Consider the following 25,154-nt stretch of genomic DNA (forward strand, 5'->3'; position numbering starts at 1 on the left):
TGAAGAGCCTTAAATGACCGACTATAAAGCCACGCTAAACCTTCCGGACACCGCCTTCCCAATGAAGGCCGGCCTGCCACAGCGCGAACCGCAGATCCTGCAGCGCTGGGACAGTATTGGCCTGTACGGAAAGTTGCGCGAGATTGGCAAGGATCGTCCGAAATTCGTCCTGCACGACGGCCCTCCTTATGCCAACGGCACGATTCACATCGGTCATGCACTGAACAAGATTCTCAAGGACATGATCATCCGCTCGAAAACCCTTTCGGGTTTCGACGCGCCTTATGTCCCGGGCTGGGATTGTCACGGGCTGCCGATCGAACACAAAGTCGAAGTGACCTACGGCAAGAACCTGGGCGCCGATAAAACCCGCGAACTGTGCCGTGCCTATGCCACCGAGCAGATCGAAGGGCAAAAATCCGAATTCATCCGCCTGGGTGTCTTGGGCGACTGGGCCAACCCGTACAAAACCATGGACTTCAAGAACGAGGCCGGTGAAATCCGTGCCTTGGCCGAAATCGTCAAGGGCGGTTTCGTGTTCAAGGGCCTCAAGCCTGTGAACTGGTGTTTCGACTGCGGTTCGGCCCTGGCCGAAGCAGAAGTGGAATACGAAGACAAAAAGTCCTCGACCATCGACGTGGCCTTCCCGATCGCCGACGAAGCCAAGCTGGCTGAAGCCTTTGGTCTGGCGAGCCTGGCAAAGCCAGCCTCCATCGTGATCTGGACCACCACCCCGTGGACCATCCCGGCCAACCAGGCGCTGAACGTGCACCCGGAATTCACCTACGCCCTGGTGGACGTTGGTGACAAGCTGCTGGTGCTGGCTGAAGAGCTGGTCGAGTCGTGCCTGGCCCGCTACAACCTGCAAGGTTCGGTGATCGCGACCACCACCGGCTCCGCGCTGGAACTGATCAACTTCCGTCACCCGTTCTACGACCGTCTGTCGCCAATCTACCTGGCCGAGTACGTTGAACTGGGCGCCGGCACCGGTGTGGTTCACTGCTCGCCCGCCTATGGCGTAGACGACTTCGTGATCTGCAAGCAATACGGCCTGGTCAACGATGACATCATCAACCCAGTGCAAAGCAACGGCGTGTACGCGCCGTCCCTGGAGTTCTTCGGCGGCCAGTTCATCTTCAAGGCCAACCCGGCAATCGTCGACAAGCTGGCTGAGGTCGGTGCGCTGCTGCACACCGAAACCATCAGCCACAGCTATATGCACTGCTGGCGCCACAAGACCCCGCTGATCTACCGCGCCACCGCGCAGTGGTTTATCGGCATGGACAAAGAGCCAACCAGCGGCGAAACCCTGCGCAAGCGCGCGATCAAAGCGATCGAAGACACCAAGTTCGTCCCGGCCTGGGGCCAGGCGCGCCTGCACTCGATGATTGCCAACCGCCCGGACTGGTGCATCTCCCGCCAGCGCAACTGGGGCGTGCCGATCCCGTTCTTCCTGAACAAGGAAAGCGGCGAGCTGCACCCACGTACCGTCGAACTGATGGAAGTGGTTGCCCAGCGCGTTGAACAAGAGGGCATCGAAGCCTGGTTCAAACTGGACGCCGCCGAACTGCTGGGCGACGAAGCGCCGCTGTACGACAAGATCAGCGACACCCTCGACGTGTGGTTCGACTCCGGTACCACCCACTGGCACGTGCTGCGCGGTTCGCACCCGATGGGCCACGAGACCGGCCCGCGTGCCGATCTGTACCTGGAAGGCTCCGACCAGCACCGTGGCTGGTTCCACTCCTCGTTGCTGACCGGTTGCGCAATCGACGATCACGCCCCGTACCGCGAGTTGCTGACCCACGGCTTCACCGTCGATGAAAATGGTCGCAAGATGTCCAAGTCTTTGGGCAACGTGATCGCGCCACAAAAGGTCAACGACACCCTGGGCGCCGATATCATGCGCCTGTGGGTTGCCTCTACCGATTATTCGGGCGAGATGGCCGTGTCCGAGCAGATCCTGCAGCGTAGCGCCGATGCCTACCGCCGGATCCGTAATACCGCACGCTTCATGTTGTCGAACCTGACCGGTTTCAACCCGGCCACCGACATCCTGCCGGCCGAGGAAATGCTCGCCCTGGACCGTTGGGCCGTGGACCGTACCCTGTTGCTGCAGCGCGAGCTGCAAGAACACTACGGCGAATACCGCTTCTGGAACGTGTACTCGAAGATCCACAACTTCTGCGTGCAGGAGCTGGGTGGTTTCTACCTCGACATCATCAAGGACCGCCAGTACACCACTGGCGCCAACAGCAAGGCCCGCCGTTCGGCGCAAACCGCGCTGTACCATATCTCTGAAGCGCTGGTGCGCTGGATCGCACCGATCCTGGCCTTCACCGCAGACGAGTTCTGGGAATACCTGCCGGGCGAGCGTAACGAATCCGTGATGCTCAACACTTGGTATGAAGGCCTGACCGAACTCCCGGCCGACTTCGAACTGGGCCGCGAGTATTGGGAAGGCGTAATGGCCGTCAAGGTTGCCGTGAACAAGGAGCTGGAAGTGCAGCGCGCGGCGAAAGCCGTTGGCGGCAACTTGCAGGCCGAAGTCACATTGTTTGCCGAAGAAGGCCTGAGCGCTGACCTCGCCAAGCTGAGCAACGAACTGCGCTTCGTCCTGATCACGTCCACTGCAAGCCTGGCGCCGTTTGCTCAAGCCCCTGCGGATGCAGTCGCGACCGAAGTCCCGGGCCTCAAGCTCAAAGTGGTCAAGTCGTCCTTCGCCAAGTGCGCCCGTTGCTGGCACTGCCGTGAAGATGTCGGCGTGAACCCTGAGCATCCGGAAATCTGTGGTCGCTGCGTCGACAACATCTCTGGCGCTGGCGAGGTTCGTCACTATGCCTAACGCCAGTCGTTTTGGACGCCTAGGCTTGCTCGTACTGAGCGTGCTGGTGCTGGTCATTGACCAGCTCAGCAAGGCTCATTTCGAAGGCGCCTTGCAGATGTACCAGCAGATCGTGGTGATTCCCGACTACTTCAGCTGGACCCTGGCCTACAACACCGGCGCTGCGTTCAGCTTCCTGGCTGACAGCTCCGGCTGGCAGCGCTGGCTGTTTGCCCTGATCGCCGTGGTGGTCAGTGCCGTGCTGGTGGTCTGGCTTAAGCGTCTGGGCCGCGATGACACCTGGCTGGCGGTTGCGCTGGCCCTGGTGCTCGGTGGCGCATTGGGCAACTTGTACGACCGCATTGCCCTGGGCCATGTGATCGACTTTATTCTGGTGCATTGGCAGAACCGCTGGTACTTCCCGGCGTTCAACTTTGCCGACAGCGCCATCACCGTCGGTGCAATCATGCTGGCGTTGGATATGTTCAAAAGTAAGAAAACCGGAGAGACCGTTCATGACTGAACAGGTATTGGCTGAGCAACGCATCGGTCAGAACACGGAAGTCACCTTGCATTTCGCATTGCGCCTGGAGAATGGCGACACGGTCGACAGCACGTTCGACAAGGCCCCGGCGACCTTCAAGGTCGGCGATGGCAACCTGCTGCCGGGTTTCGAAGTGGCACTGTTTGGTTTCAAGGCTGGCGACAAGCGCAACCTGCAGATCCTGCCGGAAAACGCCTTTGGCCAACCTAACCCGCAAAACGTGCAGATCATCCCGCGTTCGCAGTTCCAGGACATGGAACTGTCGGAAGGCTTGCTGGTGATCTTCAACGATGCGGCGAATACCGAACTGCCGGGTGTGGTGAAAGTCTTTGATGACGCGCAAGTGACCATCGACTTCAACCATCCGTTGGCCGGGAAAACCTTGACCTTTGATGTTGAAATCATCGACGTTAAAGCGCTGTAACTAACGAAACCGGCCTACTGTAGGGGCGAGCTTGTTGTGGTGAGGGAGCTTGCTCCCGTTGGAGTGCGTAGCACTCCCAAACTGTTCACCGAGATACACCTGATGTGTCTCGATTGCCCAGGTTGGGGCTGCTTCGCAGCCCAGCGGGAGCAAGCTCCCTCACCACACAAGCTCGCTCCTACAGGGCAAGACACGAGGCACAGCATGCAAATCAAACTCGCCAACCCCCGTGGCTTCTGCGCCGGCGTGGACCGGGCGATTGAAATCGTCAACCGCGCCCTGGAAGTCTTCGGGCCGCCGATTTACGTGCGCCATGAAGTCGTCCACAACAAATTCGTGGTCGAAGACCTGCGCAGTCGCGGTGCCATCTTTGTTGAAGAGCTGGACCAGGTGCCGGACGACGTTATCGTTATCTTCAGCGCCCACGGTGTTTCCCAGGCGGTGCGTACCGAAGCAGCAGGCCGTGGCCTGAAAGTGTTCGATGCCACCTGCCCGTTGGTGACCAAGGTGCATATCGAAGTTGCGCGCTACAGCCGTGATGGTCGTGAATGCATCCTGATCGGCCACGCCGGTCACCCGGAAGTCGAAGGCACCATGGGCCAGTACGACGGCAGCAATGGTGGCGCGATCTACTTGGTGGAAGACGAAAAAGACGTCGCCGCATTGCAGGTACACAATCCTGAAAAGCTGGCCTTCGTTACCCAGACCACCTTGTCGATGGACGACACCAGCCGCGTCATTGATGCGCTGCGCACGCGCTTCCCTGCGATTGGCGGGCCGCGCAAGGACGACATCTGCTACGCCACGCAAAACCGCCAGGACGCGGTCAAGCAATTGGCCGACGAATGCGACGTGGTGCTGGTGGTCGGTAGCCCGAACAGCTCCAACTCCAATCGCCTGCGCGAACTGGCCGAGCGTATGGCCACTCCGGCCTACCTGATCGATGGTGCCGAAGACATGCAGCGCAGCTGGTTCGACGGTGTCGAGCGCATCGGCATCACGGCGGGTGCCTCGGCCCCGGAAGTGTTGGTGCGTGGCGTTATTCAGCAACTGCAGGCCTGGGGCGCCACCGGCGCTGATGAGCTGGCTGGTCGTGAGGAGAACATCACTTTCTCCATGCCCAAGGAGCTGCGGGTTCGTTCGCTGCTCTGAGCCCCAGAGTGCCGGCGTAGCCCCGGCATAGCGCCTGCTCGGTCTTGTTGCTGCGCAGGCTGATGCGCCCGCTGGCCGCCAGCACTATTTGATGCAGGCTCAGTTGCTGGTCCGTTGCACAAATGTGAACGGTGCCAGCACTGAAGGCGCCTGCTGACAGCAGCGGTTCACCCAGGCCGCTGAAGCGGATCTGGGTTCTCACCGGCGTGTTCCCCACAATCGGTATCTGCCCACTGTCCTGGCGCTCCAGCAGCACCGGGTTATCGTCGTCCAGGTGGCCGCGACCGTTCAGGTCCAGTATCACCCTCCATCCCCGGCTCCAGTCATCGTCCAGTGCATGGATGACCACCGTGCGGTTGCGCACGATGGCTTGCGTGCGGGCGTAACGTACACCTCCGGCGAGTGATTCGGCGGCGCTTTGGCGTCGTTGCGACTCAAGCAATCCCTTCAAGCTGGGCACTGCCAGATTGGCCAGTATGCCGCTCAGGAACAGTCCCAGTATTAGCTCAATCAGCGAGAAACCTCGTTGTTTCATCTGCCGTCCCTCCGTGGACGTGGTGTGCTTTTTCAGTGGGTGCCGGGTGGCAGACATAGTTATAGCGCCCAGGCCGGGGCGACGAATGATGGCCATCCTGTCCAAAGTATTTCGCTTTGTTCCGGGGTGCAGCGCTCAGGCAAGACCGGCGCTAGTCTTGCGTCGCACGGCAGATTTCCCGCTGCTTTTTGATGACCTTCGACATGGATGACGATGGTAATGAACGCTTGTCCCGTAACGACTCACCCCCAACTGACCCAAGCGGGTATGACCCTGATCGAGGTCCTGGTCTCTGTGCTGATCCTGGCCGTTGGCCTCCTGGGAGCGGCGGTGATTCAGCTCAATGCGTTGAAATACACCGACAGTTCCAGGATGACCAGTCAGGCCAGTTTCATTGCGTACGACATGCTCGATCGGGTCCGCGCCAACTCGGGCGCTGATTACTCGTGGGGGCAGAGCGAGCGTGCGCCCTCCAGCTCGGCCGTCGCGAGTGTCCGTGATCTGGACCTGCACGATTTCGAAGCCAACATCGCGGGATTTGCCGGGGAGAGTGCCAAGGGATCGGTTGCGGTCAATCAGCGAGAGGTGACTATCAGCATCAGTTGGGACGATTCCCGTGGGGCGAAGGTCCAGGGAGCCCGGGAAACATTCACCCTGACCAGTAGGGTTGCCGTCGACCCAAGGGTATTGCCATGAGCGGGCCTGCTCGTGGTTTCAGCCTGGTGGAGATGCTGCTGGCGTTGGCTCTCGGCCTGGTGCTGATCATGGGCGTGACCCAGATCGCGCTCAGCTCCCGAACCACTCATGCCAGTCAGGGGGCGGCTTCGTTGTTGCAGGATGACGCACGGTTTGTCCTGGGCAAGTTAATTCAGGAAATACGCCAGGCGGGCATGTTTGGTTGCCTGACCACTGCATCCATCAGCAACGCGCCCGCAGATTTCGACCGTCCCATCGGCTGGAGTGCTACCGGCGGCTCCCGGTCCCTGACGCTGGTGACCGCTGACGTCGGGGAGGGCGGCAGCAAGCCTGACTGGACGGTGCTGTCCGATTGCACCGGTGCTGCCCAGGCCTATGCGGGGAGCCCGCCGGCACCGGCGCCCGGGCAGATCCGCTTTCCACTGCGCAAGCTGACTTACACCTTTGAGGGTGGGCAGTTGAAGTTCAGCACACTGGCTGCCCCGAGCAAGGCAGTGCTTGTGGATAACGTGGGAGCCTTTGATTTCAGTTTCGGGATGGCCGCAAAGCCTGGCTCAACGGTCGTCACCCGATACGACCCCAGCCCCGGTGATGAGTCGCTGATACGCAGCGTGCGGATTCTGCTGACACTTCAGGATCCAAAGGGGCTGGTGAAAGACCAGGCCTATAGCGTTGTCGCGGCGCTGCGTAATCGTCTGGAGTAGCGCACTCATGGGTTATTACCGCTCTCGTTCAAAGCAGGCTGGCATGGTTTTGCTGATCAGCCTGGTATTTCTGCTGCTGTTGGCGTTCCTGGGGTTGTCTTCGATGCAAGGGGCAATCTCGCAAGAAAAGGTTACTGGGAGCATTCGGCAGCGCAACCAGTCGTTTCAACTGGCTGAAAGCGGGCTCAGGCTCGGCGAGTCAGCGGTGCAGGCGCCTGGTTTTGCCTTGGGCCCTTGTCGCTCGATTGCCGCGTGTGCGCCGCCTGCCGAGTCGCTTTCGGTAGTGGGGCCGGGGACGAACCCCGTTTCGGCTGTCACCTGGGTCGGGATGAAAGATGGCATCTACGGTATTCAAAATCTGGGGCAGGGCCTGGGCTTGGTTCATCTCCCTGCAGGAACCCAGGCAACCCTTTATCGCGTGACATCGGTGGGTGCCAGTGGCCACTCGCGCTCCGTTCTGGAGACGGTGTATGCACGCGTGGGCAGCGGGCCCGGTGAACGTTTTCGACGAATCATGTGGCGGCAACTTCAATAGGTGAACAGTACGATGAGCAAGGATTGCAAAGGCTTCACCCTGATCGAGTTATTGATCGCCGTGGCGATCATCGGGCTCCTGGCGGGCGTCGCCTATCCCGGGTATGCCAGCCATATGAAAAAGGTCTATCGCGCACAAATTGCCGGGCTGCTGACTGAGCAAGCGCAGCACCTTGAGCGCTATTACGCGAGGAACGGCACTTTTATTGATGCGACGGGCGTCATCGCCGGTAATGATCGCTATAGAATCACCCCTGCATTGAACCCTCAGGATTTCGTTCTGCTTGCCACGCCCGCCATTGAGTCGGTGATGGCCGGCGATCCCTGTGCCGCCTTCAGCCTGAGCAGTACCGGTGCGCGAAGCAATCCGGGAGCCGCGCCTGATATGACGCGCAAGGCGTGTTGGGGGCAATGATGAGGAAGCTGGACGATTGGGCGCCGGGCGTGCCTTTTTCTTTTTATCGGCTGGATCGAACAATGGCTAAGCAACAGCAAGTAGTGGTTGTGGGTGGTGGGGTAATCGGCTTGTTGACGGCGTTCAACCTGGCGACCCAGGGGCAGGCGGTTGTGCTGCTGGATCGTTCGGCGCTCGGGCAGGAGTCTTCCTGGGCCGGCGGCGGCATTGTTTCCCCACTGTACCCGTGGCGCTACAGCCCTGCGGTGACTGCACTGGCGCACTGGTCCCAGGATTTTTACCCGCAACTGGCGGAGCGTCTGTTCGCGGCTACCGGTGTCGATCCGGAAGTTCACACCACCGGTCTGTACTGGCTGGACCTGGAAGATGAAACCGAGGCGCTTGCCTGGGCAGCCCGCGAAGGGCGCCCGTTGAGCAAGGTGGATGTTTCAGCGGCCCATGACGCTGTGCCGGTGCTGGGTGCCGGGTTTTCCCAGGCGATCTATATGGCGAACGTGGCCAATGTGCGTAATCCACGGTTGGTCAAATCCCTCAAGGCCGCCTTGTTGGCCCTGCCAGGCGTGACGATTCATGAACAGTGTGCGGTTGATGGTTTTATTCAGCTGGGCGGTAAAGTTGTTGGCGTGAATACAGCGCTTGGCCCGATCCATGGCGATCAAGTGGTGCTCGCTGCTGGTGCCTGGAGCGGTGAGTTGCTGGGCAGCCTGGGGTTGGCGTTGCCCGTGGAGCCGGTCAAGGGTCAGATGATTTTGTACAAATGCGCGTCGGACTTTTTATCGAGCATGGTCCTGGCCAAGGGCCGTTATGCAATTCCCCGGCGCGATGGGCACATTCTGATCGGCAGCACGCTGGAGCATGAGGGTTTCGACAAGACGCCCACCGATTCGGCACTGGAAAGCCTGAAAGCCTCTGCCATCGAGTTGATTCCGGCCCTGGCCGATGCCGAAGTGGTGGGGCATTGGGCCGGCTTGCGGCCCGGCTCGCCGGAAGGCATTCCCTATATTGGCAAGGTGCCAGGGTTTGATGGGCTGTGGCTCAACTGCGGGCATTACCGCAATGGGCTGGTGCTGGCGCCGGCGTCCTGCCAGTTGTTCGCCGATTTGTTGCTGGAGCGTACGCCGATCATTGATCCGGCGCCTTACGCGCCCGCAGGTCGAATCAACGCTGGATAGACTTCGGCCCCTGCTCCAGATGCGCCTGGGTGCAATACCACTCCTGGCGCTGGCTCAAGGCTCGCTCCTGCGGCAGGTGAAGGCCGCAGTGGGCGCAACGAACCATCTGGATCGTGCCTGGTTCGCTGGGCCGCTGCTGTTTGGCGGCCGGGCTTTTGAATTTGCGCCAAAACCATACCGCGGCAGCAATAACGGCAATCCAGAACAGTAGACGAACCATGGTGGGCAGCTTCTCGACAAGGAATGAGGCAGTTTAGCCAAGGACGTGACAGGCGCACAGCGCAATTATGCTGCGCAATAAAAAGGGAGCTCCGAGGAGCTCCCTTTTTGCATCGCGGCGAACGATCAGTCAAAAACACCGAACGTCATGTAGCTGAACCACGAGCGATCTTCGTTGTTGCCCAGGGCTTGAGGCCCTTGCTCTTCGATCAGGTCACCGTTTTCGTCACGCGGCTTGAGGTCCGATGGAATCGAATCCTTGGCGTCCTGGTATTGCTTGATGATGTCCTGGTTGGCGCGGGTTTCGCCCGGCGGCAGCGGTGGACGGGACTCAATCAGGCCCAGGGTGTATTTGCTCAGCCACGAACGGTTGTCGGCTTCAGCAACCTGCGGCACGAACTGGCCATCCACCAGGCTTGGGTGGTTCGGGTAGTTCAGCTTCAGGGTTTCCAGGCTGGTTGCAGCCAGGGCGTCCAGGTGCAGGCGCTGGTAAGCCTCGGTCATCACTGCCAGGCCGTCACCCACCGATGGGGTTTCCTGGAAGTTCTCCACTACGTAGCGGCCACGGTTAGCGGCAGCGACATACGCCTGACGGGTCAGGTAGTAGTGGGCTACGTGGATCTCGTAGGAAGCCAGCAGGTTGCGCAGGTAGATCATGCGCTGCTTGGCGTCCGGCGCGTAGCGACTGTTGGGGTAGCGGCTGGTCAGCTGGGCGAACTCGTTGTAGGAGTCGCGGGCAGCGCCCGGGTCACGCTTGGTCATGTCCAGCGGCAGGAAGCGCGCCAGCAGGCCAACGTCCTGGTCAAACGAGGTCAGGCCCTTGAGGTAGTAGGCGTAGTCGACGTTCGGGTGTTGTGGGTGCAGGCGGATAAAACGCTCGGCGGCGGACTTGGCAGCTTCCGGCTCGGCGTTCTTGTAGTTGGCGTAGATCAGCTCTAGCTGGGCCTGGTCGGCGTAGCGCCCGAACGGATACCGCGACTCCAGTGCCTTTAGCTTTGCCGTGGCGCTGGTGTAGCTGTGGTTGTTCAGGTCGGTCTGAGCTTGTTGGTACAGCTCGACCTCGCTCAGGTTTTCGTCGACGACTTCCTTTGTTGACGAGCAAGCAGCAGTCATGGCGAGGATGGCGATCAGCAGCAGGTGTTTCACTTGCATGGCGGCTTGCGTCCCTATGACGGCCGCTGTCTTGGGCGGGGCCGTCCTGTTATGATGAGCGCCCCTTGGAAAGCCTCGGGGCAAAAGACGCCGTATTTAACCACAAGCGCGCAGCCGAAACCAAAGGCTGTGCCACGCCTAGTCTGAGCATGTCCGATAAAATTGAACTTAGCGCAGAGGTGCCGTCCGAATTGGGCGGCCAACGCCTCGATCAAGTCGCCGCACAATTATTCGCTGAGCACTCGCGCTCGCGCCTTTCCGCCTGGATCAAAGACGGCCGCCTGACTGTGGATGGAGCGGTTATCCGCCCGCGAGACATAGTCCATGGTGGTGCGATTCTTGAGCTGACTGCCGAGCAGGAAGCCCAGGGAGAATGGATCGCCCAGGACATTGAACTGGACATCGTCTATGAAGACGACGACATCCTGGTGATCAACAAGCCCGCAGGCCTGGTGGTTCACCCGGCAGCCGGGCACGCTGATGGCACCCTGCTCAATGCCTTGCTGCACCACGTGCCGGACATCATCAATGTCCCGCGCTGCGGCATCGTGCACCGCCTGGACAAGGACACCACCGGCCTTATGGTGGTGGCCAAGACCATTCAGGCGCAGACGCAGTTGGTCACACAACTGCAGAGCCGCAGCGTCAGCCGGATCTACGAATGCATCGTGATCGGCGTGGTAACCGCCGGTGGCAAAATCAATGCCCCGATTGGTCGCCACGGCCAGCAGCGCCAGCGCATGGCGGTGATGGAAGGCGGCAAACAAGCTGTCAGCCACTACCGTGTGCTTGAGCGTTTTCGCTCCCACACCCACGTGCGGGTGAAGCTGGAAACCGGTCGTACCCACCAGATTCGGGTGCACATGGCGCACATCAACTTCCCGTTGGTCGGAGATCCGGCCTACGGTGGCCGTTTCCGTATTCCGCCTGCGGCCAGTGCAACCATGGTTGATTCGTTGAAAACCTTCCCACGGCAGGCGCTGCATGCCCGCTTCCTGGAGCTGGATCATCCGACGAGCGGTAAGCGGATGAGCTGGGAATCGCCACTTCCAGACGATTTTGTCTGGTTGTTGTTGCTGCTCAAGCAGGATCGCGAGGCGTTTATCGGATGAGTGACTGGCTGATTCCTGACTGGCCCGCGCCGGCCGGGGTGAAAGCCTGCGTTACCACCCGTGCGGGCGGCGTCAGTGTGGCGCCGTTCGACAGCTTCAATCTTGGTGATCATGTTGAGGACAGCCTCGACGCCGTCCTCGAAAACCGCCGTCGCCTCACCGATGCCTTCAATATTCAGCCGGCCTGGTTGCGTCAGGTTCACGGTGTCGTTGTGGTTGAGGCCGATCCTGGCCGAACTGCCGAAGCCGATGGCAGTTGGACCAGCACCCCAGGCATCGCCTGCACATCAATGACGGCAGATTGCCTGCCTGCCTTGTTTTGCAATCGTGCCGGCACCCGCGTCGCTGCGGCCCATGCCGGTTGGCGTGGCCTGGCGGCTGGTGTATTGGAGGCGACGTTTGAAAGTCTCGATACTGAACCGGGCGAAGTGCTGGTCTGGCTGGGCCCGGCCATTGGCCCGCAAGCCTTTGAAGTCGGCCCGGAAGTGCGTGAAGCCTTTCTGCAGCAACTTCCGGAAACGATTGCCGCGTTCGTCCCCAGTCAGACCCCGGGCAAGTTCATGGCTGACATTTATCAGCTGGCCCGCCTGCGTCTCGCAGCCCGCGGCGTCACTGCTGTGTACGGTGGTGGCTTGTGCACCGTGACCGATCCTCGCTTCTATTCCTACCGTCGCAGCCCGCGCACTGGTCGCTTTGCCTCCCTTATCTGGCTGGAACGCTAGACTCTCCTGACCTGCGTCAAGTGCCGGCAGCTTGAATCTTCCAGAATCGACCACATCTATAGGGGTATCTGGCAGGTTTCTTCATTCAGGATGTTTTATAGCTCCGGCCTGCTCAAAAGGAAGGTGACTAATGCGTATTGATCGTTTAACCAGCAAATTGCAGTTGGCATTATCAGACTCTCAATCCTTGGCGGTTGGCCTCGACCATCCGGCCATCGAGCCTGCGCACTTGATGCAAGCGCTCCTGGAGCAGCAAGGCGGCTCCATAAAACCGTTGCTGATGCAGGTAGGCTTTGACATCAACAGCCTGCGCAAGGAGTTGAGCAAAGAGCTCGACCAACTGCCGAAAATCCAAAATCCTACTGGCGACGTGAATATGTCCCAGGACTTGGCGCGCCTGCTTAACCAGGCCGATCGCCTGGCCCAACAGAAGGGTGACCAGTTCATCTCCAGCGAACTGGTGCTGCTCGCCGCCATGGACGACAACAGCAAGCTCGGCAAATTGTTGCTGGGTCAGGGCGTGAGCAAAAAGGCCCTGGAAAACGCCATCAACAACCTGCGTGGCGGCGAAGCGGTAAATGACCCTAACCACGAGGAGTCGCGTCAGGCCCTGGACAAATACACCGTGGACCTGACCAAGCGCGCCGAAGAAGGCAAGCTCGATCCGGTGATCGGCCGTGACGACGAAATTCGTCGCACCATCCAGGTCCTGCAACGTCGCACCAAGAACAACCCGGTGCTGATCGGCGAGCCTGGCGTGGGTAAAACCGCGATTGCCGAAGGCCTGGCCCAGCGCATCATTAATGGTGAAGTGCCGGATGGCCTTAAAGGCAAGCGCCTGCTATCGCTGGACATGGGCTCGCTGATTGCTGGCGCCAAGTTCCGTGGTGAGTTCGAAGAGCGCCTGAAATCCCTGCTGAATGAACTGTCGAAGCAGGAAGGGCAGATCATTCTGTTTATCGACGAACTGCACACCATGGTCGGCGCCGGCAAAGGCGAAGGTTCGATGGATGCGGGCAACATGCTCAAGCCTGCATTGGCGCGTGGCGAGTTGCATTGCGTCGGTGCGACCACGCTGAACGAATATCGCCAGTACATCGAGAAAGACGCGGCCCTTGAGCGTCGCTTCCAGAAAGTGCTGGTGGAAGAGCCAAGCGAAGAAGACACCATCGCGATCCTGCGTGGCCTGAAAGAGCGGTATGAGGTCCACCATAAAGTCGCGATCACCGACGGCGCGATCATTGCGGCGGCGAAGTTGAGCCATCGCTACATCACCGACCGTCAGCTGCCGGACAAGGCCATCGACTTGATCGACGAAGCGGCCAGCCGTATTCGGATGGAGATCGATTCGAAGCCCGAAGTGCTGGACCGTCTGGATCGGCGCCTGATTCAGCTGAAAGTTGAATCCCAGGCCCTGAAGAAAGAAGAGGACGAACCGGCGAAGAAACGCCTGGAAAAACTCCAGGAAGAAATTGTTCGCCTGGAGCGCGAGTATTCGGACCTCGAGGAAATCTGGACCTCGGAAAAAGCCGAAGTGCAGGGTTCTGCGCAGATCCAGCAAAAGATCGAGCAGTCCCGTCAGGAACTGGAAGCGGCCCGCCGTAAAGGCGACCTGAACCGCATGGCCGAGTTGCAGTACGGGGTGATCCCGGACCTGGAGCGCAGCCTGCAGATGGTCGACCAGCACGGCAAGCCTGAGAACCAGTTGCTGCGCAGCAAGGTGACCGAGGAAGAAATCGCCGAAGTCGTCTCGAAGTGGACCGGTATCCCCGTGTCGAAAATGCTCGAAGGCGAGCGCGACAAGCTGCTGAAGATGGAAAGCCTGTTGCACCAGCGCGTCATCGGCCAGGACGAGGCGGTGGTCGCGGTATCCAACGCGGTGCGGCGTTCCCGGGCCGGGTTGTCCGACCCTAACCGTCCGAGCGGCTCGTTCATGTTCCTCGGCCCGACCGGCGTAGGTAAGACCGAGCTCTGCAAGGCCTTGGCCGAGTTCCTCTTTGATACCGAAGAGGCCATGGTGCGGATCGATATGTCCGAGTTCATGGAGAAACACTCCGTGGCTCGGCTGATTGGGGCGCCACCAGGCTACGTAGGGTACGAAGAGGGCGGTTACCTGACCGAGGCGGTACGGCGCAAGCCTTACTCGGTGATCCTCCTGGACGAGGTCGAGAAGGCCCACCCGGATGTGTTCAATGTGTTGCTGCAAGTGCTGGAAGACGGCCGGCTGACGGACAGCCACGGGCGTACCGTGGATTTCCGTAATACGGTGATCGTGATGACCTCCAACCTGGGCTCGGTACAGATCCAGGAATTGGTAGGTGATCGTGAAGCCCAGCGTGCAGCGGTGATGGACGCGCTGACCAGCCACTTCCGGCCGGAGTTCATCAACCGGGTCGACGAAGTGGTGATCTTCGAGCCTTTGGCGCGGGATCAAATCGCGGGCATCACCGAGATCCAGTTGGGTCGCCTGCGCAGCCGCCTGGCAGAGCGCGAGTTGTCGCTGGACCTGAGCCGCGAGGCGTTGGACAGGCTGATCGCCGTCGGTTACGACCCGGTGTATGGCGCACGGCCGTTGAAGCGTGCGATCCAGCGCTGGATCGAAAACCCGTTGGCACAGCTGATCCTGTCGGGCAGCTTTATGCCGGGCACCAGCGTCGAGGCCACCGTGGAAAACGACGAAATCGTCTTCCACTGAGCCCAAGCGCCACAGCTATAAGAAGAGGCCCCGCATTGCGGGGCCTTTTTTTTCGATAGGGCGTTGAACTGTAAGGCAAAGGCTTGTAAAGTGCGCCCCGCAGCAACGTCAGCCCAACGGTTTCTTCTCCCCAAGGAGAAATCAGAAACAAGCGCAAATCATTGTCTTAAAAGCAATTTAAAGGGTTGACAGGGTTTTTTAAGATTGTAGAATAGCGCGCCTCAGAGGCACTAACGTAGCGATACGGAAGCGTTGAAGAGAAGGTAACAAGCAACAACGTAACACTTTGAAATATGTAGTTCCGTGATAGCTCAGTCGGTAGAGCAAATGACTGTTAATCATTGGGTCCCAGGTTCGAGTCCTGGTCACGGAGCCAATTTCAAAACCGGGGTATAGCGCAGTCCGGTAGCGCGCCTGCTTTGGGAGCAGGATGTCAGGAGTTCGAATCCCCTTACCCCGACCATATTTGGGTCGTTAGCTCAGTTGGTAGAGCAGTTGGCTTTTAACCAATTGGTCGTAGGTTCGAATCCCACACGACCCACCATTTTTGAGACCAGTTAACGCTGGAATCGAATCTTAAGATCAGAGGCCAAAAGCGCTGATCGAAGAAGGCGACTGAAAGGTCGCCTTTTTTTTACCGGGGTATAGCGCAGTCCGGTAGCGCGCCTGCTTTGGGAGCAGGATGTCAGGAGTTCGAATCCCCTTACCCCGACCATATTAAAAATCCTCGTATCGAAAGATACGGGGATTTTTTTTGCGCGAAAATCCTGGGCTCACCACAAAAAATGTGGGAGCGGGCTTGCTCGCGAAAGCGGTGCTTCAGTGCCAGGTGTACTGACTGACACACCGCTTTCGCGAGCAAGCCCACTCCCACACTACCGGAGTCCCATCAGGGACCGTGTTATCAGTGCAATTTAAGGCGCGGCTCAGTCCCTCGACCAATCTTGCTCCCCAGCATCAACATCGCAGTACGGAAGAAGCCATACAGCGCCATCTGGTGCATGCGGTACAGCGACACATAAAACATCCGCGCCAGCCAGCCTTCCAGCATTACGCTGCCCGTCAGGTTGCCCATCAAGTTACCCACAGCCGAAAAACGCGACAGCGAGATCAGCGAGCCGTAGTCGGTGTATTTGTACGACGGCAGATCCTTGCCCTCGATCCGCAGTTTCAGCGATTTGGCCAGCAGCGACGCCTGCTGGTGCGCCGCCTGGGCACGTGGCGGCACATTGCGATCGGTGCCAGGTTGCGGGCAGGCCGCGCAGTCACCAAAGGCGAAGATGTTCTCGTCGCGGGTGGTTTGCAGGGTCGGCAGTACTTGCAGCTGGTTGATACGGTTGGTTTCCAGTCCGTCGATATCCTTGAGGAACCCTGGCGCACGAATCCCGGCGGCCCAGACCTTGAGGCTGGCCGGAATCACCTGGCCGCTGCTGGTGATCAGGGCGTCGGCAGTCACTTCACTTACCGCGGAGTTGGTCAGCACCGTCACCCCGAGTTTCTCCAGGGTTTTATGCACAGGCCCGCCAATGCGCTCCGGCAGGGCAGGCAAGACCCGTGGGCCGGCTTCGATCAGGGTGATGTGCATGTTTTCCGGCTTGATCTTGTCCAGGCCATAGGCTGCCAGCTCATGCGCAGCGTTATGCAGCTCGGCGGCCAGCTCCACACCGGTGGCACCGGCGCCGACGATGGCGACGCTGATCTGCTCCACCACATCCGTCTGCCCGGCATGGGCGCGCAGGTAGTGGTTGAGCAACTGTTGGTGGAAACGCTCGGCCTGCTTGCGGGTGTCGAGGAACAGGCAGTGCTGCGCCGCGCCCTCGGTGCCGAAGTCATTGGTGGTGCTGCCGACCGCGATCACCAGGCTGTCGTAGCCCAGCACACGTGCGGGCACCAGTTCGCGGCCTTCTTCGTCGAGGGTGGCGGCCAGCTGGATTTTTTTCTGCTCACGATCGAGCCCGCTCATGCGCCCCAGCTGGAACTCGAAGTGGTTCCATTTTGCCTGGGCAACATAATTGAGTTCGTCTTCCGAAGAGTTCAGCGAGCCGGCCGCCACTTCGTGGAGCAAGGGTTTCCAGATGTGGGTGAGGTTGGCGTCCACCAGCGTGATGCTGGCGGTGCCGGGCTTGCCCAGAGTCTTACCCAGGCGGGTAGCCAACTCCAGGCCGCCGGCGCCGCCGCCGACGATAATAATACGATGGGTCATGGGGATATCTCGCAAGGCTAAAAGAAATCGGTGCGGTTACCCGAGCGAGCGCAAGGCAGCTCATAGCGTCAGGTAACTCAAAAGGCGGCTCAGCAAACCCAGGCCGATCACCGCAACCAGCACCACGGCAAGGAGCAGCCACGGCCGGAAAGGCTTGCGCTCGACTTGGTTCTGGGACAGTTGCAGGTACTCTTCGACATGCTGTTGGTCGTCGGGGTTCAGGCGGCTGGTCATAAAGGCCTCGTCAGGTAGACGTTGCTAAAGGGCGCCACGTTACAGTCGTGGGATTGGCGGCATTGCCAGAAGCATAGTCGCCAACCCGATCACAGGCTGATGCCCACATCAAACACTATGCTGCGGCCCAGATTGTTGCGCAAGAAGTCCGGAGCGTCCGGATGAGCGAACAATACGCGGGCAAACGTCGGGCCCACCAAGGACAACGAGCGCCAGCCCTGGCGCAGGTACTCGGTGGGCGGCGGGAAATGACTGTTGAGGTCTAGCACTTCGCGCTTGAGGCTGGCGAAGGCGATCAGGTCCAGCTCCCCCAGATCCATCCCGCGCTCTTTATAGTTGTGAGCCTTCTTGCGCAGGGTCGGCGCCAGGCGCAGCAGAAATTCGTGGGCGGGAATGCGCCGGGGTTTGGCTTCGCGGCGGACCAACTGGCTCAGGGAAAAGGCGCTGCGTCGACGCAACAGCTCGTCGCGCCACTCATCGTTCAGGCGACGGCCTTCGTCGAGTACGAAAAACACCTCGAAACTGGCATCGCGAAACAGCACGTCCGGCGGCTCTTGCCCGGCGGCGTGGAACTCTTCGGCGCGGTAGGGCACGTTCAAGCCTTGCAACAGGCGCTGGCAGACCCAACGCTCACGCTCCCATTTGCGGGCATTGGACAGGAACGCGTTGGCTTGTTCGGCCGCTACGGTGAGCAGGCGCAAATAATCTGAGTCATCCATGTCACCAGCTTAGCGTCCAAATGATGACCACAGGAAGTCCCGCGTCAAAAGGTCGGTGTAGACTGGCCACTCGACAGTTTCCCGGGCTAAGAGGTGTGTGCAGTGAAGTTTTTTGTGGTGCTGTTCTTGAGTCTTTTGCCCTTGTGGGCCCAGGCCCTCGAAGTGGGTGAGCGTGTTGCGCCCTGGACGCTGCTTGACCAGTTCGACCAGGCCTACACCCTGGATGACCAGGCGCAAACCTTGCTGGTAGCGCGCAGCATGGACGCGGCGAAAATCGTTGATGCCGCGCTGCAAGGCCAGCTCAAGGGTTATCTGGAGGCCCGGCACACGGTGTTTTTGGCCGATATCCAGCGCATGCCCCGGCTGATTGCGAAGATGTTCGCGGTGCCGGCCATGCAGGCCTACAACTATCGCGTGATGCTTGACCGCGATGCCCGTGTAACCCCGGGCTATCCGGCACCTGTGGATAAAGTGCTGTGGCTGCAACTGGATCACGGGAAGTTGGTGGCGCAGCACGAGTACGACTCCGCCGCTGAACTGCGCCAGGCCCTGGAGCAGGTACAGCCGTGATCAGCGCAGCGGTACTGGCGCCGGAAACCCTCAGCATCGGCTGGCTGCTGTACGCGCCGGTGGTGATGTGGGCGCTCCTGCGTTCGCCGTGGGTCGAGTTGTTTGCCGACCGGCGGCGCCAGCATTTGCTGTTTGGCACCGTATTCGCGCTGTTCATGTTGTGGTTGGTACGCCGGGATTTCGACACGGGCGTGTCCTATCACTTCATCGGCATGACCGCCGTGACCCTGCTGCTCGATTGGCCTCTGGCGATAGTGGGTGGCTTTGCCGCACAGCTCGGCCTGGTGCTGCTTGGCCGCCAGGACCTGGCTGCCGTGGGCATCAACGGCATGCTGCTGATCCTGTTGCCGGTGCTGGTCACCGAAGGCTGCGCGCTGCTGGTGGAGCGTGCGAGGCCGCGTAATCCGTTTGTGTATATCTTCTGTTCGGGCTTTTTCGCGGCAGCGCTGTCGGCCTTGTTGTGCCTGCTGGCGGGCATGGGTTTGCTGTGGTTCGACGGCCGTTTCGCGATGCCGGAGTGGATCGAGGATTTCGTCGGCTACTTATGGCTGATCATTTTCCCCGAGGCCTTTATCAACGGCATGGTGATCAGCGCCCTGGTGGTGTTTTGCCCGGAGTGGCTGGAGACGTTCAACCGTACCCGCTACCTCTCGGCGCCCTGGAAGGACGACGATCCACGGTCTTGATCCAGGTCAAATCCTGAACACGTGAGTGGTCTCATGCTCTGCAAAACTTTCAGGAGCGCGCAATCATGAGTGTGTACGAGTGGGCACGGCAGGAGTTACACAGAAGCCAGGACGCGGCGCAGGAAATCGGCTTTGACCCGGGCTTGACCCTGCGCGCCATGCTCAGTGCGGTGGTGCAGCAGAGCAAGGGCGTGCGCAGTTTTGAAGACCTGGCCGACGAGCTGCAATACCTTGCAGAGAATCTCGATGACCAGCAGGACTATGGCTTTATGCGGCCTTAGTGTTTGGGCTGAAAGTCTTCGGAGAACAGTTCGTCTTCGGCGTCCGGGCTGACCGGGATCTTGTGTTCTTCCGACGCCCAGGCGCCCAGGTCGATCAGTTTGCAACGGTCCGAGCAGAACGGGCGGTTGGGGTTGTTCGCTTTCCATTCCACGGGTGCGCCGCAGGTTGGGCATTCGACGGTCAAGGGTTGGCTCATGATCGGCCTCCACGCAAAGTAAGGTAAAAGTGGTGCAGTCGCTCGACCTCGGCATGCAACCGGGCCAGGTCCTGGTCATTGACCAGCACGTCATCGGCATGGCGCAGGCGGTCTTCACGGGTGGCCTGGGCCTTGAGAATCGCCTGCACCTGCTCTTCGCTGATGCCGTCGCGCTGCAGGGTACGCTGAATCTGCAACGATTGCGGCACATCGATCACCAGCACCCGTTGGGTCATGGTGTACTGGCCGGACTCGATCAGCAACGGTGACACCAAAATCGCGTAAGGCGATTTGGCGCGCGCCAGATGGCTGCGAATTTCCTCAGTGATCAGCGGGTGCAACAACGCCTCCAGCCAACGGCGCTCGTCGGGTACTTCGAAGATCAGCTTGCGCAGCGCCCCACGGTTCAGTTGCCCGTCAGGCTGCAGCACGCTTGCACCGAAATGCTTGGCAATCTGCGCCAGGGCCGGGCGCCCGGGTTCGACTACCCAGCGCGCGGCGTGGTCGGCGTCAATCAAGTCCACGCCAAGCCGTACGAAGTGTTCGGCTGCCGCGCTTTTGCCACTGCCGATGCCGCCAGTGAGGCCAAGAATCCAGGGTGTTGCAACAGAAGTGGTCATCTGAAACCGACAGACTGCAAATAGAAGTCGGTTATTTGACCACCCCAGAGCAATGCAATCCAGCCGGCAATTGCCAGATACGGACCAAAAGGCATTGGAGTGGAGGCTTGGGCTTTGCGCAGGCGCAACAGAGTCAGGCCACCCATCACGCCCACCAGGGACGACAGCAACAGCGTCATCGGCAGGATTTGCCAGCCACCCCAGGCGCCTAGCATTGCTAATAACTTGAAATCACCGTAGCCCATACCGTCCTTGCCGGTGATCAGCTTGAACAGCCAGAACACCGACCACAGGCTCATATAGCCGGCTACTGCGCCCCACAACGCATCGGGCAGTGACACAAAAACGCCAAAACTGTTCAGGATCAGCCCCAACCAGAGCAACGGCAACACCAGCACATCCGGCAGCAGTTGGTGGTCTAGATCAATCAGGCTCATCGCCAGCAAGCCCCAGCTCAACAGCATCATCGCGCCGGCCGCCCAGCCGAAGCCGAAATGCCAGGCAACAACCGCCGAGATCAATCCACACGCCAACTCTGTGACGGGGTAACGCGCGCTGATAGGTTGATGGCAGCTTGAGCAGCGGCCCTTGAGCAACACGTAGCTCAGCAGTGGAATATTTTCCCAGGGGCGAATCGGGTGGTTGCAGTGCGGGCAGCAGGAGTTGGGGTGCATCAGGTTATAGGGGGCGACGACGGGCTCGGCGGGAAGGCCAAGGACCTCATGGGCCTGGGCTCGCCATTCACGCTCCAGCATCTTCGGCAGGCGCCACACCAGCACATTGAGAAAACTCCCGACAATCAGGCCCAGCACCAGCGCGCCTGATACAAACACCCATGGCTGATAAACAAGAATTTCGGTCAGGGGCAGGCTCAAAATGCTGTACCGAGTTGGAAGATCGGCAGGTACATGGCGAGCACCAATGCCCCGACGATACCCCCGAGTACCACCATGATCAGCGGCTCCATCAGGCTGGTGAGGTTATCCACCAGGTTATCGACGTCAGCCTCGTAGTGGCTGGCGACTTTTTCCAGCATGTTGTCCAGCGTGCCCGACTCTTCGCCGATAGCGGTCATCTGGATCGCCATGCCCGGAAACAGACCGTTTGCGGCCATGGCTTCATTCAGTTGAGTTCCGGTTGATACGTCGTGCCGCATACGATTGATTGCCTGTTTGAACAGCCCATTGCCCGTGGCGCCGGCTACTGAATCCAATGCCTGTACCAGCGGTACTCCTGCGGCAAAGGTGGTTGAAAGCGTGCGGGCGTAGCGGGCGACCGCGGATTTTTTCAGCAGTGTGCCTGCCACCGGGGCTTTCAACAAACTGGCATCGAGCCAATGCCGAAAGCCTGTGGATGACCGATAGGCTTTACGCAGCCCTGCGAAACTGGCCCCTGCGGCCAAAATCAGCACCCACCAGTTTTGCTGCATGAACTCCGACAGGCTGATGACCCCCAAGGTAAAGCCCGGCAGTTCGGCATCGACGCCGGCAAACAGGCCCTGGAACTGCGGCACGACGTGAATCAGCAAGATCGCGCTGACAAGGGTGGCGACTGCCAGCACCGTCATGGGGTAGGTCATGGCCTTCTTGATCCTGGCTTTCAGTTGTTCGCTTTTTTCCAGGTGGGTGGCGACCCGCTCCAGCAGCGCTTCAAGTGCGCCCGCCTGCTCCCCCGCAGCAATGAGGTTGCAGTAAAGTTCGTCGAAGTAACGTGGTTGTTTCTGCAGGGCGACCGCCAGGCTGCTGCCGGCGGCGATCTCCTGCTTCAAACCTTGTACCAGCGCGCGCATATGCCGGTTGTCGAAGCCTTCGGTGATGATATCCAACGCTTGTAGAAGCGCGATACCGGCCTTTAATAGTGTTGCCAATTGGCGGGTGAAAAGGGCGATCTCTGCCGGTTTGACCGGCGACGCGAGGCTCGGCCAGCCCACGAATTTTTTCCGTACGCGGCCAGGACTGATCCCTTGCTGGCGCAACAGTGCCTTGATCAATGCAGGATTGTGACCGCTGGTTTCTCCAGATACCTTGCGCCCTTTGCGGTTGACGCCTTCCCAGGCATAGATCGCTGAAACATCATTCATTTCGCAGTTCCGCACACAGACAGTGGAAGATTTATAGCTTAGTCAGGTGACGGATTTGGGCGGGGGGGCTTGAGCGAAAAAATGTCAGTTTGTGCGTCTTGTACAGGATTGGCTGCGCGGGGGTGAGTACACTGGCGCGGTTACCGAGACGGGGTGCAGGATACGCCTCGCGACAGGTTCTATTCTGGAGAGTGAATGTGATGCGTCAGAAAGGCTTTACCTTGATCGAATTGTTGATCGTCGTGGCGATCATCGGCATTTTGGCCACCATCGGCCTGCCCATGTACACCAAGCACCAGGCCAAGGCCAAGTTCACCGCAGGGCTGGCCGAGGTCTCCGCGTTGAAGGCGGGATTTGAAGACACGCTGAACCAAGGTACGTCGCCGACCCTGGGCCTGATTGGCGGAACCAGCCCAACGGCCAACTGCAAGATTGACGTGACCGGCGATATCGCCACCGGCGCCGGCACGATTGCCTGTGAAATCCTCGACGCGCCCGCACCGGTATTGGGCAAGACCATCACCTTGACCCGTAGTGCCACGACCGGTTGGAAGTGCACCACCACGGCAGAAGACCAATACGCTGTCAAAGGTTGTACTGCCGGCGGCGCCTGATCGTAAGGTCGTCTACTGTTTACGCAACAATGGAGAGCGTGTGCGTAACCGCTCCAACCCGCCACAAGGAAGTAGAGGTTGCCTATGACATTGTCCGTTCAGCAGCGGGGGAACACATTCCTCGTCGTGGTTATGTGCCTGCTGACGCTGGCTATCTGCGCGCCGTTCAGTAGCCACGATTGGCAACGAGTGGTGCAGATATCGGTGGCAGTATGTGCGGTGGTGTATGGGCTGTGCTTGCCGCAGGCAGAGCGATACGTCGATAGGCCGACAGCGCTCGGGGTGTCGCTGATTGGGGTGATGGGCCTGGTTTCTGCAGTGCTGGCTCATCAGCCACTCTGGGCCTTGACCGAGTTTGCGATGGTCATCAGTTGCGGTGCCACTGCCGTTGCTTTCAGCCGGGTCAGACGTAATGGTGATGAGTCCCTGGATCGCGTTTTGATCCTGTTCGTATTGCTGCTGTGCATGATCAAAAGTATTCAATATCTGCACGCCGGCCTCCTCGCGTTTACCCGCGGCGAAGCGGTATTGAACACCGACTTGCTGTTGTCCGGATTCTCCAACAAACGCTTCTTTGGTCAGTTCCAGACCTTCACCCTGCCGCTGCTGGCACTTCCCTTGCTGCTTTCAAATGTCTCGCGTACTGCGCGGGCAATGGTGTTTGCGCTGCTGTGTGTCTGGTGGCTGATCGCGATCAGCGGCGGTACTCGTGGCACGTGGCTAGGCATGGGCATCGCCGGCACTGCTCTGGTGTTTTTGGGGGCTTCGGGTCGCCGCTGGCTGGCGTGGCAGTTGGCGGCGCTGGCCTGCGGGTTGTTGCTGTATTGGTTGGTGTTCACCGTGCTGACAGGGTACTTGGGGATTCAGATTTCCAACGGTGCCGCAGACCGCCTGACGACCACCTTGTCAGCGCGCGGGCCTATCTGGTGGCAGGCCTGGAATATGATTGTTGAGCGGCCTTGGCTGGGCTTCGGGCCGATGCATTTCGCCGATATCGCCAACGACATTGCCGCTCACCCTCATCAGGCGATTCTGCAGTGGGCCAGCGAATGGGGTGTGCCGTCGACGCTGTGTGTGATCGCGTTGGCTACGCGGGCGGGTTGGACGACCCTGGGAGTAGTGCGTGAGCGTGCGTTGTCTGTAGTGCCCGTGGACTTGCTGCGCCTGTGCCTGTTCGCCTCGCTGATCGGTGCGCTGACCCAGGCCATGGTGGATGGCGTGATCGTGATGCCCGTCTCGCAACTCTGGCTGGCGCTGGTGGTCGGGTGGCTGATGGCATTGCATGTGTGGCGAACCTCGCCGGCAGCCCCTGTGCCGATGTTGTACAAAATGTGGACGGCGGCGGGTGTCATGGCCGTCGGCCTTTTGGTGTTCGTCGCGATTCGTGACGTGCCCCACCTCACGGAGCGTATCCAGCACTACATGGGCTCCGGCAAAGATCACCTGCAGCCGCGCTTTTGGGTGCAGGGTGTGATTGCCCTTGAAAAGCAGTGAGTTGCCGGACGTCCAAGGCAGTGCTAGCTTTAGCCCACCGCCCGTGTAGCTCAGCCGGTAGAGCAGCGCACTCGTAACGCGAAGGTCACGTGTTAGTACTACCGAAATATGCCAGGCTAACCCTCTGATTTTTATATATTTCCCGTTTCTGATGTCGGCATTTTGTGGTGTGTTATTTATGCAAATTGCTGAGTGCCTTGATCTGCCCTCACAGTCTGTACGAGCATTCGGAGGCCCCACTCGTGCTATTCCAATACCCGTATCGGACTCGGACAGTAACAGCAAATACCTACCCATTTCGGAACTATGCTCCTGGTTCCGAGCTTTCACTTCAGATGATTGAATCTTTCGAGTTTTCGACTTGGTCAGTTTTGAGGCCCCGTAAGAAGGGCGATGCCGGGACCTGATGAGTCCCTACTAGTAGGTGAGTGTTGCCGCTGACCGAAAACTGACCCAATAGAGGCTGTTCTGCCGACTGAAAACTGACCCAGGTGTTCAACTGCTTCTGCTCACTTTTCGAGCAGGAGAACACAGGGTGATCAGCATGGAAATGTTG

At 59.6% G+C, this 25,154-nt stretch carries 28 protein-coding genes and 4 tRNA genes; 21 read left to right on the plus strand and 11 right to left on the minus strand.

Annotated features, from left to right (window positions below; genetic code table 11):
* The first annotated feature begins 13 nt into the window (after window positions 1-13).
* The 4 genes from ileS (at window position 14) to ispH (ending at window position 4,944) form a co-directional block, all read left to right on the plus strand.
* Window positions 14-2,845 carry an isoleucine--tRNA ligase gene (gene ileS, locus CEC48_RS23825; protein ID WP_088425976.1) on the plus strand — a complete coding sequence of 944 codons (2,832 nt, stop codon included), beginning with the start codon at window positions 14-16 and terminating at the stop codon, window positions 2,843-2,845.
* Window positions 2,838-3,347 (plus strand): signal peptidase II, encoded by a 510-nt coding sequence (gene lspA / locus CEC48_RS23830; RefSeq protein WP_088425977.1) that lies wholly within the window; start codon window positions 2,838-2,840, stop codon window positions 3,345-3,347. The genes ileS and lspA overlap by 8 nt, the downstream gene beginning before the upstream one ends.
* A 7-nt stretch (window positions 3,348-3,354) precedes the next feature.
* Window positions 3,355-3,792 carry a peptidylprolyl isomerase gene (locus CEC48_RS23835; protein WP_176438775.1) on the plus strand — a complete coding sequence of 146 codons (438 nt, stop codon included), beginning with the start codon at window positions 3,355-3,357 and terminating at the stop codon, window positions 3,790-3,792.
* Window positions 3,793-3,996: 204 nt separating this feature from the next.
* Complete coding sequence (gene ispH, locus CEC48_RS23840) at window positions 3,997-4,944, plus strand: 4-hydroxy-3-methylbut-2-enyl diphosphate reductase (protein WP_088425979.1); 948 nt, start codon at window positions 3,997-3,999, stop codon at window positions 4,942-4,944.
* On the opposite strand, the gene CEC48_RS23845 is transcribed toward ispH, so the two are convergent.
* Complete coding sequence (locus tag CEC48_RS23845) at window positions 4,898-5,479, minus strand: GspH/FimT family pseudopilin (RefSeq protein WP_088426000.1); 582 nt, start codon at window positions 5,477-5,479, stop codon at window positions 4,898-4,900. The two genes, ispH and CEC48_RS23845, sit on opposite strands and share 47 nt — an antisense overlap.
* Window positions 5,480-5,698: 219 nt before the next feature.
* Here CEC48_RS23845 and pilV point away from each other — a divergent pair, with 219 nt between their 5' ends.
* The 5 genes from pilV (at window position 5,699) to thiO (ending at window position 9,000) form a co-directional block, all read left to right on the plus strand.
* On the plus strand, window positions 5,699-6,175 hold the full coding sequence (pilV, locus tag CEC48_RS23850; RefSeq protein WP_088425980.1) for a type IV pilus modification protein PilV: 477 nt from the start codon (window positions 5,699-5,701) through the stop codon (window positions 6,173-6,175).
* Window positions 6,172-6,879 carry a PilW family protein gene (locus CEC48_RS23855; protein WP_088425981.1) on the plus strand — a complete coding sequence of 236 codons (708 nt, stop codon included), beginning with the start codon at window positions 6,172-6,174 and terminating at the stop codon, window positions 6,877-6,879. Before pilV ends, CEC48_RS23855 begins: the two co-directional genes overlap by 4 nt.
* Window positions 6,880-6,886: 7 nt before the next feature.
* Window positions 6,887-7,414: a PilX N-terminal domain-containing pilus assembly protein gene (locus tag CEC48_RS23860; RefSeq protein ID WP_088425982.1), complete on the plus strand. Its 528-nt coding sequence runs from the start codon at window positions 6,887-6,889 to the stop codon at window positions 7,412-7,414.
* A gap of 12 nt (window positions 7,415-7,426) precedes the next feature.
* The gene (locus tag CEC48_RS23865; protein ID WP_088425983.1) at window positions 7,427-7,828 is read left to right on the plus strand and encodes a type IV pilin protein; all 402 of its coding nucleotides are present in this window, start codon (window positions 7,427-7,429) and stop codon (window positions 7,826-7,828) included.
* 62 nt (window positions 7,829-7,890) lie between these two features.
* Window positions 7,891-9,000, plus strand: coding sequence for a glycine oxidase ThiO (thiO, locus tag CEC48_RS23870; RefSeq protein WP_088425984.1), 1,110 nt, complete (start codon window positions 7,891-7,893; stop codon window positions 8,998-9,000).
* On the opposite strand, the gene CEC48_RS23875 is transcribed toward thiO, so the two are convergent.
* Complete coding sequence (locus tag CEC48_RS23875) at window positions 8,987-9,220, minus strand: PP0621 family protein (protein ID WP_088425985.1); 234 nt, start codon at window positions 9,218-9,220, stop codon at window positions 8,987-8,989. The two genes, thiO and CEC48_RS23875, sit on opposite strands and share 14 nt — an antisense overlap.
* Before the next feature lie 125 nt (window positions 9,221-9,345).
* A complete protein-coding gene (locus tag CEC48_RS23880; protein ID WP_088425986.1) occupies window positions 9,346-10,371 on the minus strand; it encodes an outer membrane protein assembly factor BamD in 1,026 nt (341 codons plus the stop codon).
* Window positions 10,372-10,520: 149 nt separating this feature from the next.
* On the opposite strand from CEC48_RS23880, the gene rluD reads away from it, so the two are divergent.
* The 7 genes from rluD to CEC48_RS23915 all read left to right on the plus strand — a co-directional run bounded on the left by rluD (window position 10,521) and on the right by CEC48_RS23915 (window position 15,615).
* Complete coding sequence (rluD, locus tag CEC48_RS23885; protein WP_088426001.1) at window positions 10,521-11,483, plus strand: 23S rRNA pseudouridine(1911/1915/1917) synthase RluD; 963 nt, start codon at window positions 10,521-10,523, stop codon at window positions 11,481-11,483.
* Window positions 11,480-12,205, plus strand: coding sequence for a peptidoglycan editing factor PgeF (pgeF, locus tag CEC48_RS23890; protein ID WP_088425987.1), 726 nt, complete (start codon window positions 11,480-11,482; stop codon window positions 12,203-12,205). Before rluD ends, pgeF begins: the two co-directional genes overlap by 4 nt.
* Window positions 12,206-12,335: 130 nt before the next feature.
* The gene (clpB, locus tag CEC48_RS23895) at window positions 12,336-14,900 is read left to right on the plus strand and encodes an ATP-dependent chaperone ClpB (protein WP_088425988.1); all 2,565 of its coding nucleotides are present in this window, start codon (window positions 12,336-12,338) and stop codon (window positions 14,898-14,900) included.
* A gap of 300 nt (window positions 14,901-15,200) precedes the next feature.
* Window positions 15,201-15,276: transfer RNA gene (locus CEC48_RS23900), tRNA-Asn, on the plus strand.
* A gap of 10 nt (window positions 15,277-15,286) precedes the next feature.
* Window positions 15,287-15,363 (plus strand) — tRNA-Pro (locus CEC48_RS23905).
* A gap of 5 nt (window positions 15,364-15,368) precedes the next feature.
* A tRNA-Lys gene (locus CEC48_RS23910) sits at window positions 15,369-15,444 on the plus strand.
* A gap of 94 nt (window positions 15,445-15,538) precedes the next feature.
* Window positions 15,539-15,615 (plus strand) — tRNA-Pro (locus CEC48_RS23915).
* A gap of 189 nt (window positions 15,616-15,804) precedes the next feature.
* Here the strand turns inward: CEC48_RS23915 and CEC48_RS23920 are convergent.
* The 3 genes from CEC48_RS23920 to CEC48_RS23930 form a co-directional block, all read right to left on the minus strand.
* On the minus strand, window positions 15,805-17,103 hold the full coding sequence (locus CEC48_RS23920) for an NAD(P)/FAD-dependent oxidoreductase (protein WP_088425989.1): 1,299 nt from the start codon (window positions 17,101-17,103) through the stop codon (window positions 15,805-15,807).
* 60 nt (window positions 17,104-17,163) lie between these two features.
* On the minus strand, window positions 17,164-17,337 hold the full coding sequence (locus CEC48_RS23925) for a DUF3094 family protein (protein WP_010174986.1): 174 nt from the start codon (window positions 17,335-17,337) through the stop codon (window positions 17,164-17,166).
* 89 nt (window positions 17,338-17,426) lie between these two features.
* Window positions 17,427-18,056, minus strand: coding sequence for a DUF1780 domain-containing protein (locus CEC48_RS23930; protein ID WP_008437312.1), 630 nt, complete (start codon window positions 18,054-18,056; stop codon window positions 17,427-17,429).
* Window positions 18,057-18,158: 102 nt separating this feature from the next.
* On the opposite strand from CEC48_RS23930, the gene CEC48_RS23935 reads away from it, so the two are divergent.
* From CEC48_RS23935 to CEC48_RS23945, 3 genes are all read left to right on the plus strand, one after another.
* A complete protein-coding gene (locus CEC48_RS23935) occupies window positions 18,159-18,626 on the plus strand; it encodes an FAD/FMN-containing dehydrogenase (protein ID WP_088425990.1) in 468 nt (155 codons plus the stop codon).
* On the plus strand, window positions 18,623-19,312 hold the full coding sequence (locus tag CEC48_RS23940) for an energy-coupling factor ABC transporter permease (protein WP_088425991.1): 690 nt from the start codon (window positions 18,623-18,625) through the stop codon (window positions 19,310-19,312). Before CEC48_RS23935 ends, CEC48_RS23940 begins: the two co-directional genes overlap by 4 nt.
* Window positions 19,313-19,377: 65 nt before the next feature.
* Window positions 19,378-19,593, plus strand: a complete 216-nt coding sequence (locus CEC48_RS23945; protein ID WP_088425992.1) for a hypothetical protein — start codon at window positions 19,378-19,380, stop codon at window positions 19,591-19,593.
* Here CEC48_RS23945 and yacG read toward each other — a convergent pair.
* The 4 genes from yacG to CEC48_RS23965 are packed head-to-tail and all read right to left on the minus strand — an operon-like array spanning window position 19,590 to window position 22,490.
* Window positions 19,590-19,790: a DNA gyrase inhibitor YacG gene (gene yacG, locus CEC48_RS23950; RefSeq protein WP_088425993.1), complete on the minus strand. Its 201-nt coding sequence runs from the start codon at window positions 19,788-19,790 to the stop codon at window positions 19,590-19,592. The two genes, CEC48_RS23945 and yacG, sit on opposite strands and share 4 nt — an antisense overlap.
* Complete coding sequence (gene coaE, locus CEC48_RS23955; protein WP_088425994.1) at window positions 19,787-20,410, minus strand: dephospho-CoA kinase; 624 nt, start codon at window positions 20,408-20,410, stop codon at window positions 19,787-19,789. The genes yacG and coaE overlap by 4 nt, the downstream gene beginning before the upstream one ends.
* On the minus strand, window positions 20,407-21,285 hold the full coding sequence (locus CEC48_RS23960; RefSeq protein ID WP_088425995.1) for an A24 family peptidase: 879 nt from the start codon (window positions 21,283-21,285) through the stop codon (window positions 20,407-20,409). The genes coaE and CEC48_RS23960 overlap by 4 nt, the downstream gene beginning before the upstream one ends.
* Entirely contained in the window at window positions 21,282-22,490 is a 1,209-nt protein-coding gene (locus CEC48_RS23965; RefSeq protein ID WP_088425996.1) for a type II secretion system F family protein, read from the minus strand. The genes CEC48_RS23960 and CEC48_RS23965 overlap by 4 nt, the downstream gene beginning before the upstream one ends.
* A gap of 200 nt (window positions 22,491-22,690) precedes the next feature.
* On the opposite strand from CEC48_RS23965, the gene CEC48_RS23970 reads away from it, so the two are divergent.
* The gene (locus tag CEC48_RS23970) at window positions 22,691-23,104 is read left to right on the plus strand and encodes a pilin (protein ID WP_088425997.1); all 414 of its coding nucleotides are present in this window, start codon (window positions 22,691-22,693) and stop codon (window positions 23,102-23,104) included.
* An 84-nt stretch (window positions 23,105-23,188) separates the two neighbouring features.
* Window positions 23,189-24,598, plus strand: coding sequence for an O-antigen ligase (locus CEC48_RS23975; protein ID WP_088425998.1), 1,410 nt, complete (start codon window positions 23,189-23,191; stop codon window positions 24,596-24,598).
* Between the two features lie 331 nt (window positions 24,599-24,929).
* On the opposite strand, the gene CEC48_RS31690 is transcribed toward CEC48_RS23975, so the two are convergent.
* The coding region (locus tag CEC48_RS31690; protein WP_218192540.1) for a hypothetical protein at window positions 24,930-25,154 on the minus strand (225 nt) is incomplete at its 5' end.

This window comes from Pseudomonas sp. K2I15, from assembly GCF_002204795.1.
Taxonomy (GTDB): domain Bacteria; phylum Pseudomonadota; class Gammaproteobacteria; order Pseudomonadales; family Pseudomonadaceae; genus Aquipseudomonas.

Coding starts and splice junctions, on each gene's coding strand:
- CEC48_RS23880 (WP_088425986.1), bottom strand. CDS start 10,371: ATGCAAGTGAAACACCTGCTGCTGATCGCCATCCTCGCCATGACTGCT.
- CEC48_RS23945 (WP_088425992.1), top strand. CDS start 19,378: ATGAGTGTGTACGAGTGGGCACGGCAGGAGTTACACAGAAGCCAGGAC.
- lspA (WP_088425977.1), top strand. CDS start 2,838: ATGCCTAACGCCAGTCGTTTTGGACGCCTAGGCTTGCTCGTACTGAGC.
- CEC48_RS23965 (WP_088425996.1), bottom strand. CDS start 22,490: ATGAATGATGTTTCAGCGATCTATGCCTGGGAAGGCGTCAACCGCAAA.
- CEC48_RS23860 (WP_088425982.1), top strand. CDS start 6,887: ATGGGTTATTACCGCTCTCGTTCAAAGCAGGCTGGCATGGTTTTGCTG.
- ileS (WP_088425976.1), top strand. CDS start 14: ATGACCGACTATAAAGCCACGCTAAACCTTCCGGACACCGCCTTCCCA.
- CEC48_RS23845 (WP_088426000.1), bottom strand. CDS start 5,479: ATGAAACAACGAGGTTTCTCGCTGATTGAGCTAATACTGGGACTGTTC.
- coaE (WP_088425994.1), bottom strand. CDS start 20,410: ATGACCACTTCTGTTGCAACACCCTGGATTCTTGGCCTCACTGGCGGC.
- yacG (WP_088425993.1), bottom strand. CDS start 19,790: ATGAGCCAACCCTTGACCGTCGAATGCCCAACCTGCGGCGCACCCGTG.
- CEC48_RS23975 (WP_088425998.1), top strand. CDS start 23,189: ATGACATTGTCCGTTCAGCAGCGGGGGAACACATTCCTCGTCGTGGTT.
- ispH (WP_088425979.1), top strand. CDS start 3,997: ATGCAAATCAAACTCGCCAACCCCCGTGGCTTCTGCGCCGGCGTGGAC.
- CEC48_RS23920 (WP_088425989.1), bottom strand. CDS start 17,103: ATGACCCATCGTATTATTATCGTCGGCGGCGGCGCCGGCGGCCTGGAG.
- thiO (WP_088425984.1), top strand. CDS start 7,891: ATGGCTAAGCAACAGCAAGTAGTGGTTGTGGGTGGTGGGGTAATCGGC.
- clpB (WP_088425988.1), top strand. CDS start 12,336: ATGCGTATTGATCGTTTAACCAGCAAATTGCAGTTGGCATTATCAGAC.
- CEC48_RS23875 (WP_088425985.1), bottom strand. CDS start 9,220: ATGGTTCGTCTACTGTTCTGGATTGCCGTTATTGCTGCCGCGGTATGG.
- CEC48_RS23930 (WP_008437312.1), bottom strand. CDS start 18,056: ATGGATGACTCAGATTATTTGCGCCTGCTCACCGTAGCGGCCGAACAA.
- CEC48_RS23855 (WP_088425981.1), top strand. CDS start 6,172: ATGAGCGGGCCTGCTCGTGGTTTCAGCCTGGTGGAGATGCTGCTGGCG.
- CEC48_RS23925 (WP_010174986.1), bottom strand. CDS start 17,337: ATGACCAGCCGCCTGAACCCCGACGACCAACAGCATGTCGAAGAGTAC.
- pgeF (WP_088425987.1), top strand. CDS start 11,480: ATGAGTGACTGGCTGATTCCTGACTGGCCCGCGCCGGCCGGGGTGAAA.
- CEC48_RS23865 (WP_088425983.1), top strand. CDS start 7,427: ATGAGCAAGGATTGCAAAGGCTTCACCCTGATCGAGTTATTGATCGCC.
- CEC48_RS23970 (WP_088425997.1), top strand. CDS start 22,691: ATGCGTCAGAAAGGCTTTACCTTGATCGAATTGTTGATCGTCGTGGCG.
- rluD (WP_088426001.1), top strand. CDS start 10,521: ATGTCCGATAAAATTGAACTTAGCGCAGAGGTGCCGTCCGAATTGGGC.
- pilV (WP_088425980.1), top strand. CDS start 5,699: ATGAACGCTTGTCCCGTAACGACTCACCCCCAACTGACCCAAGCGGGT.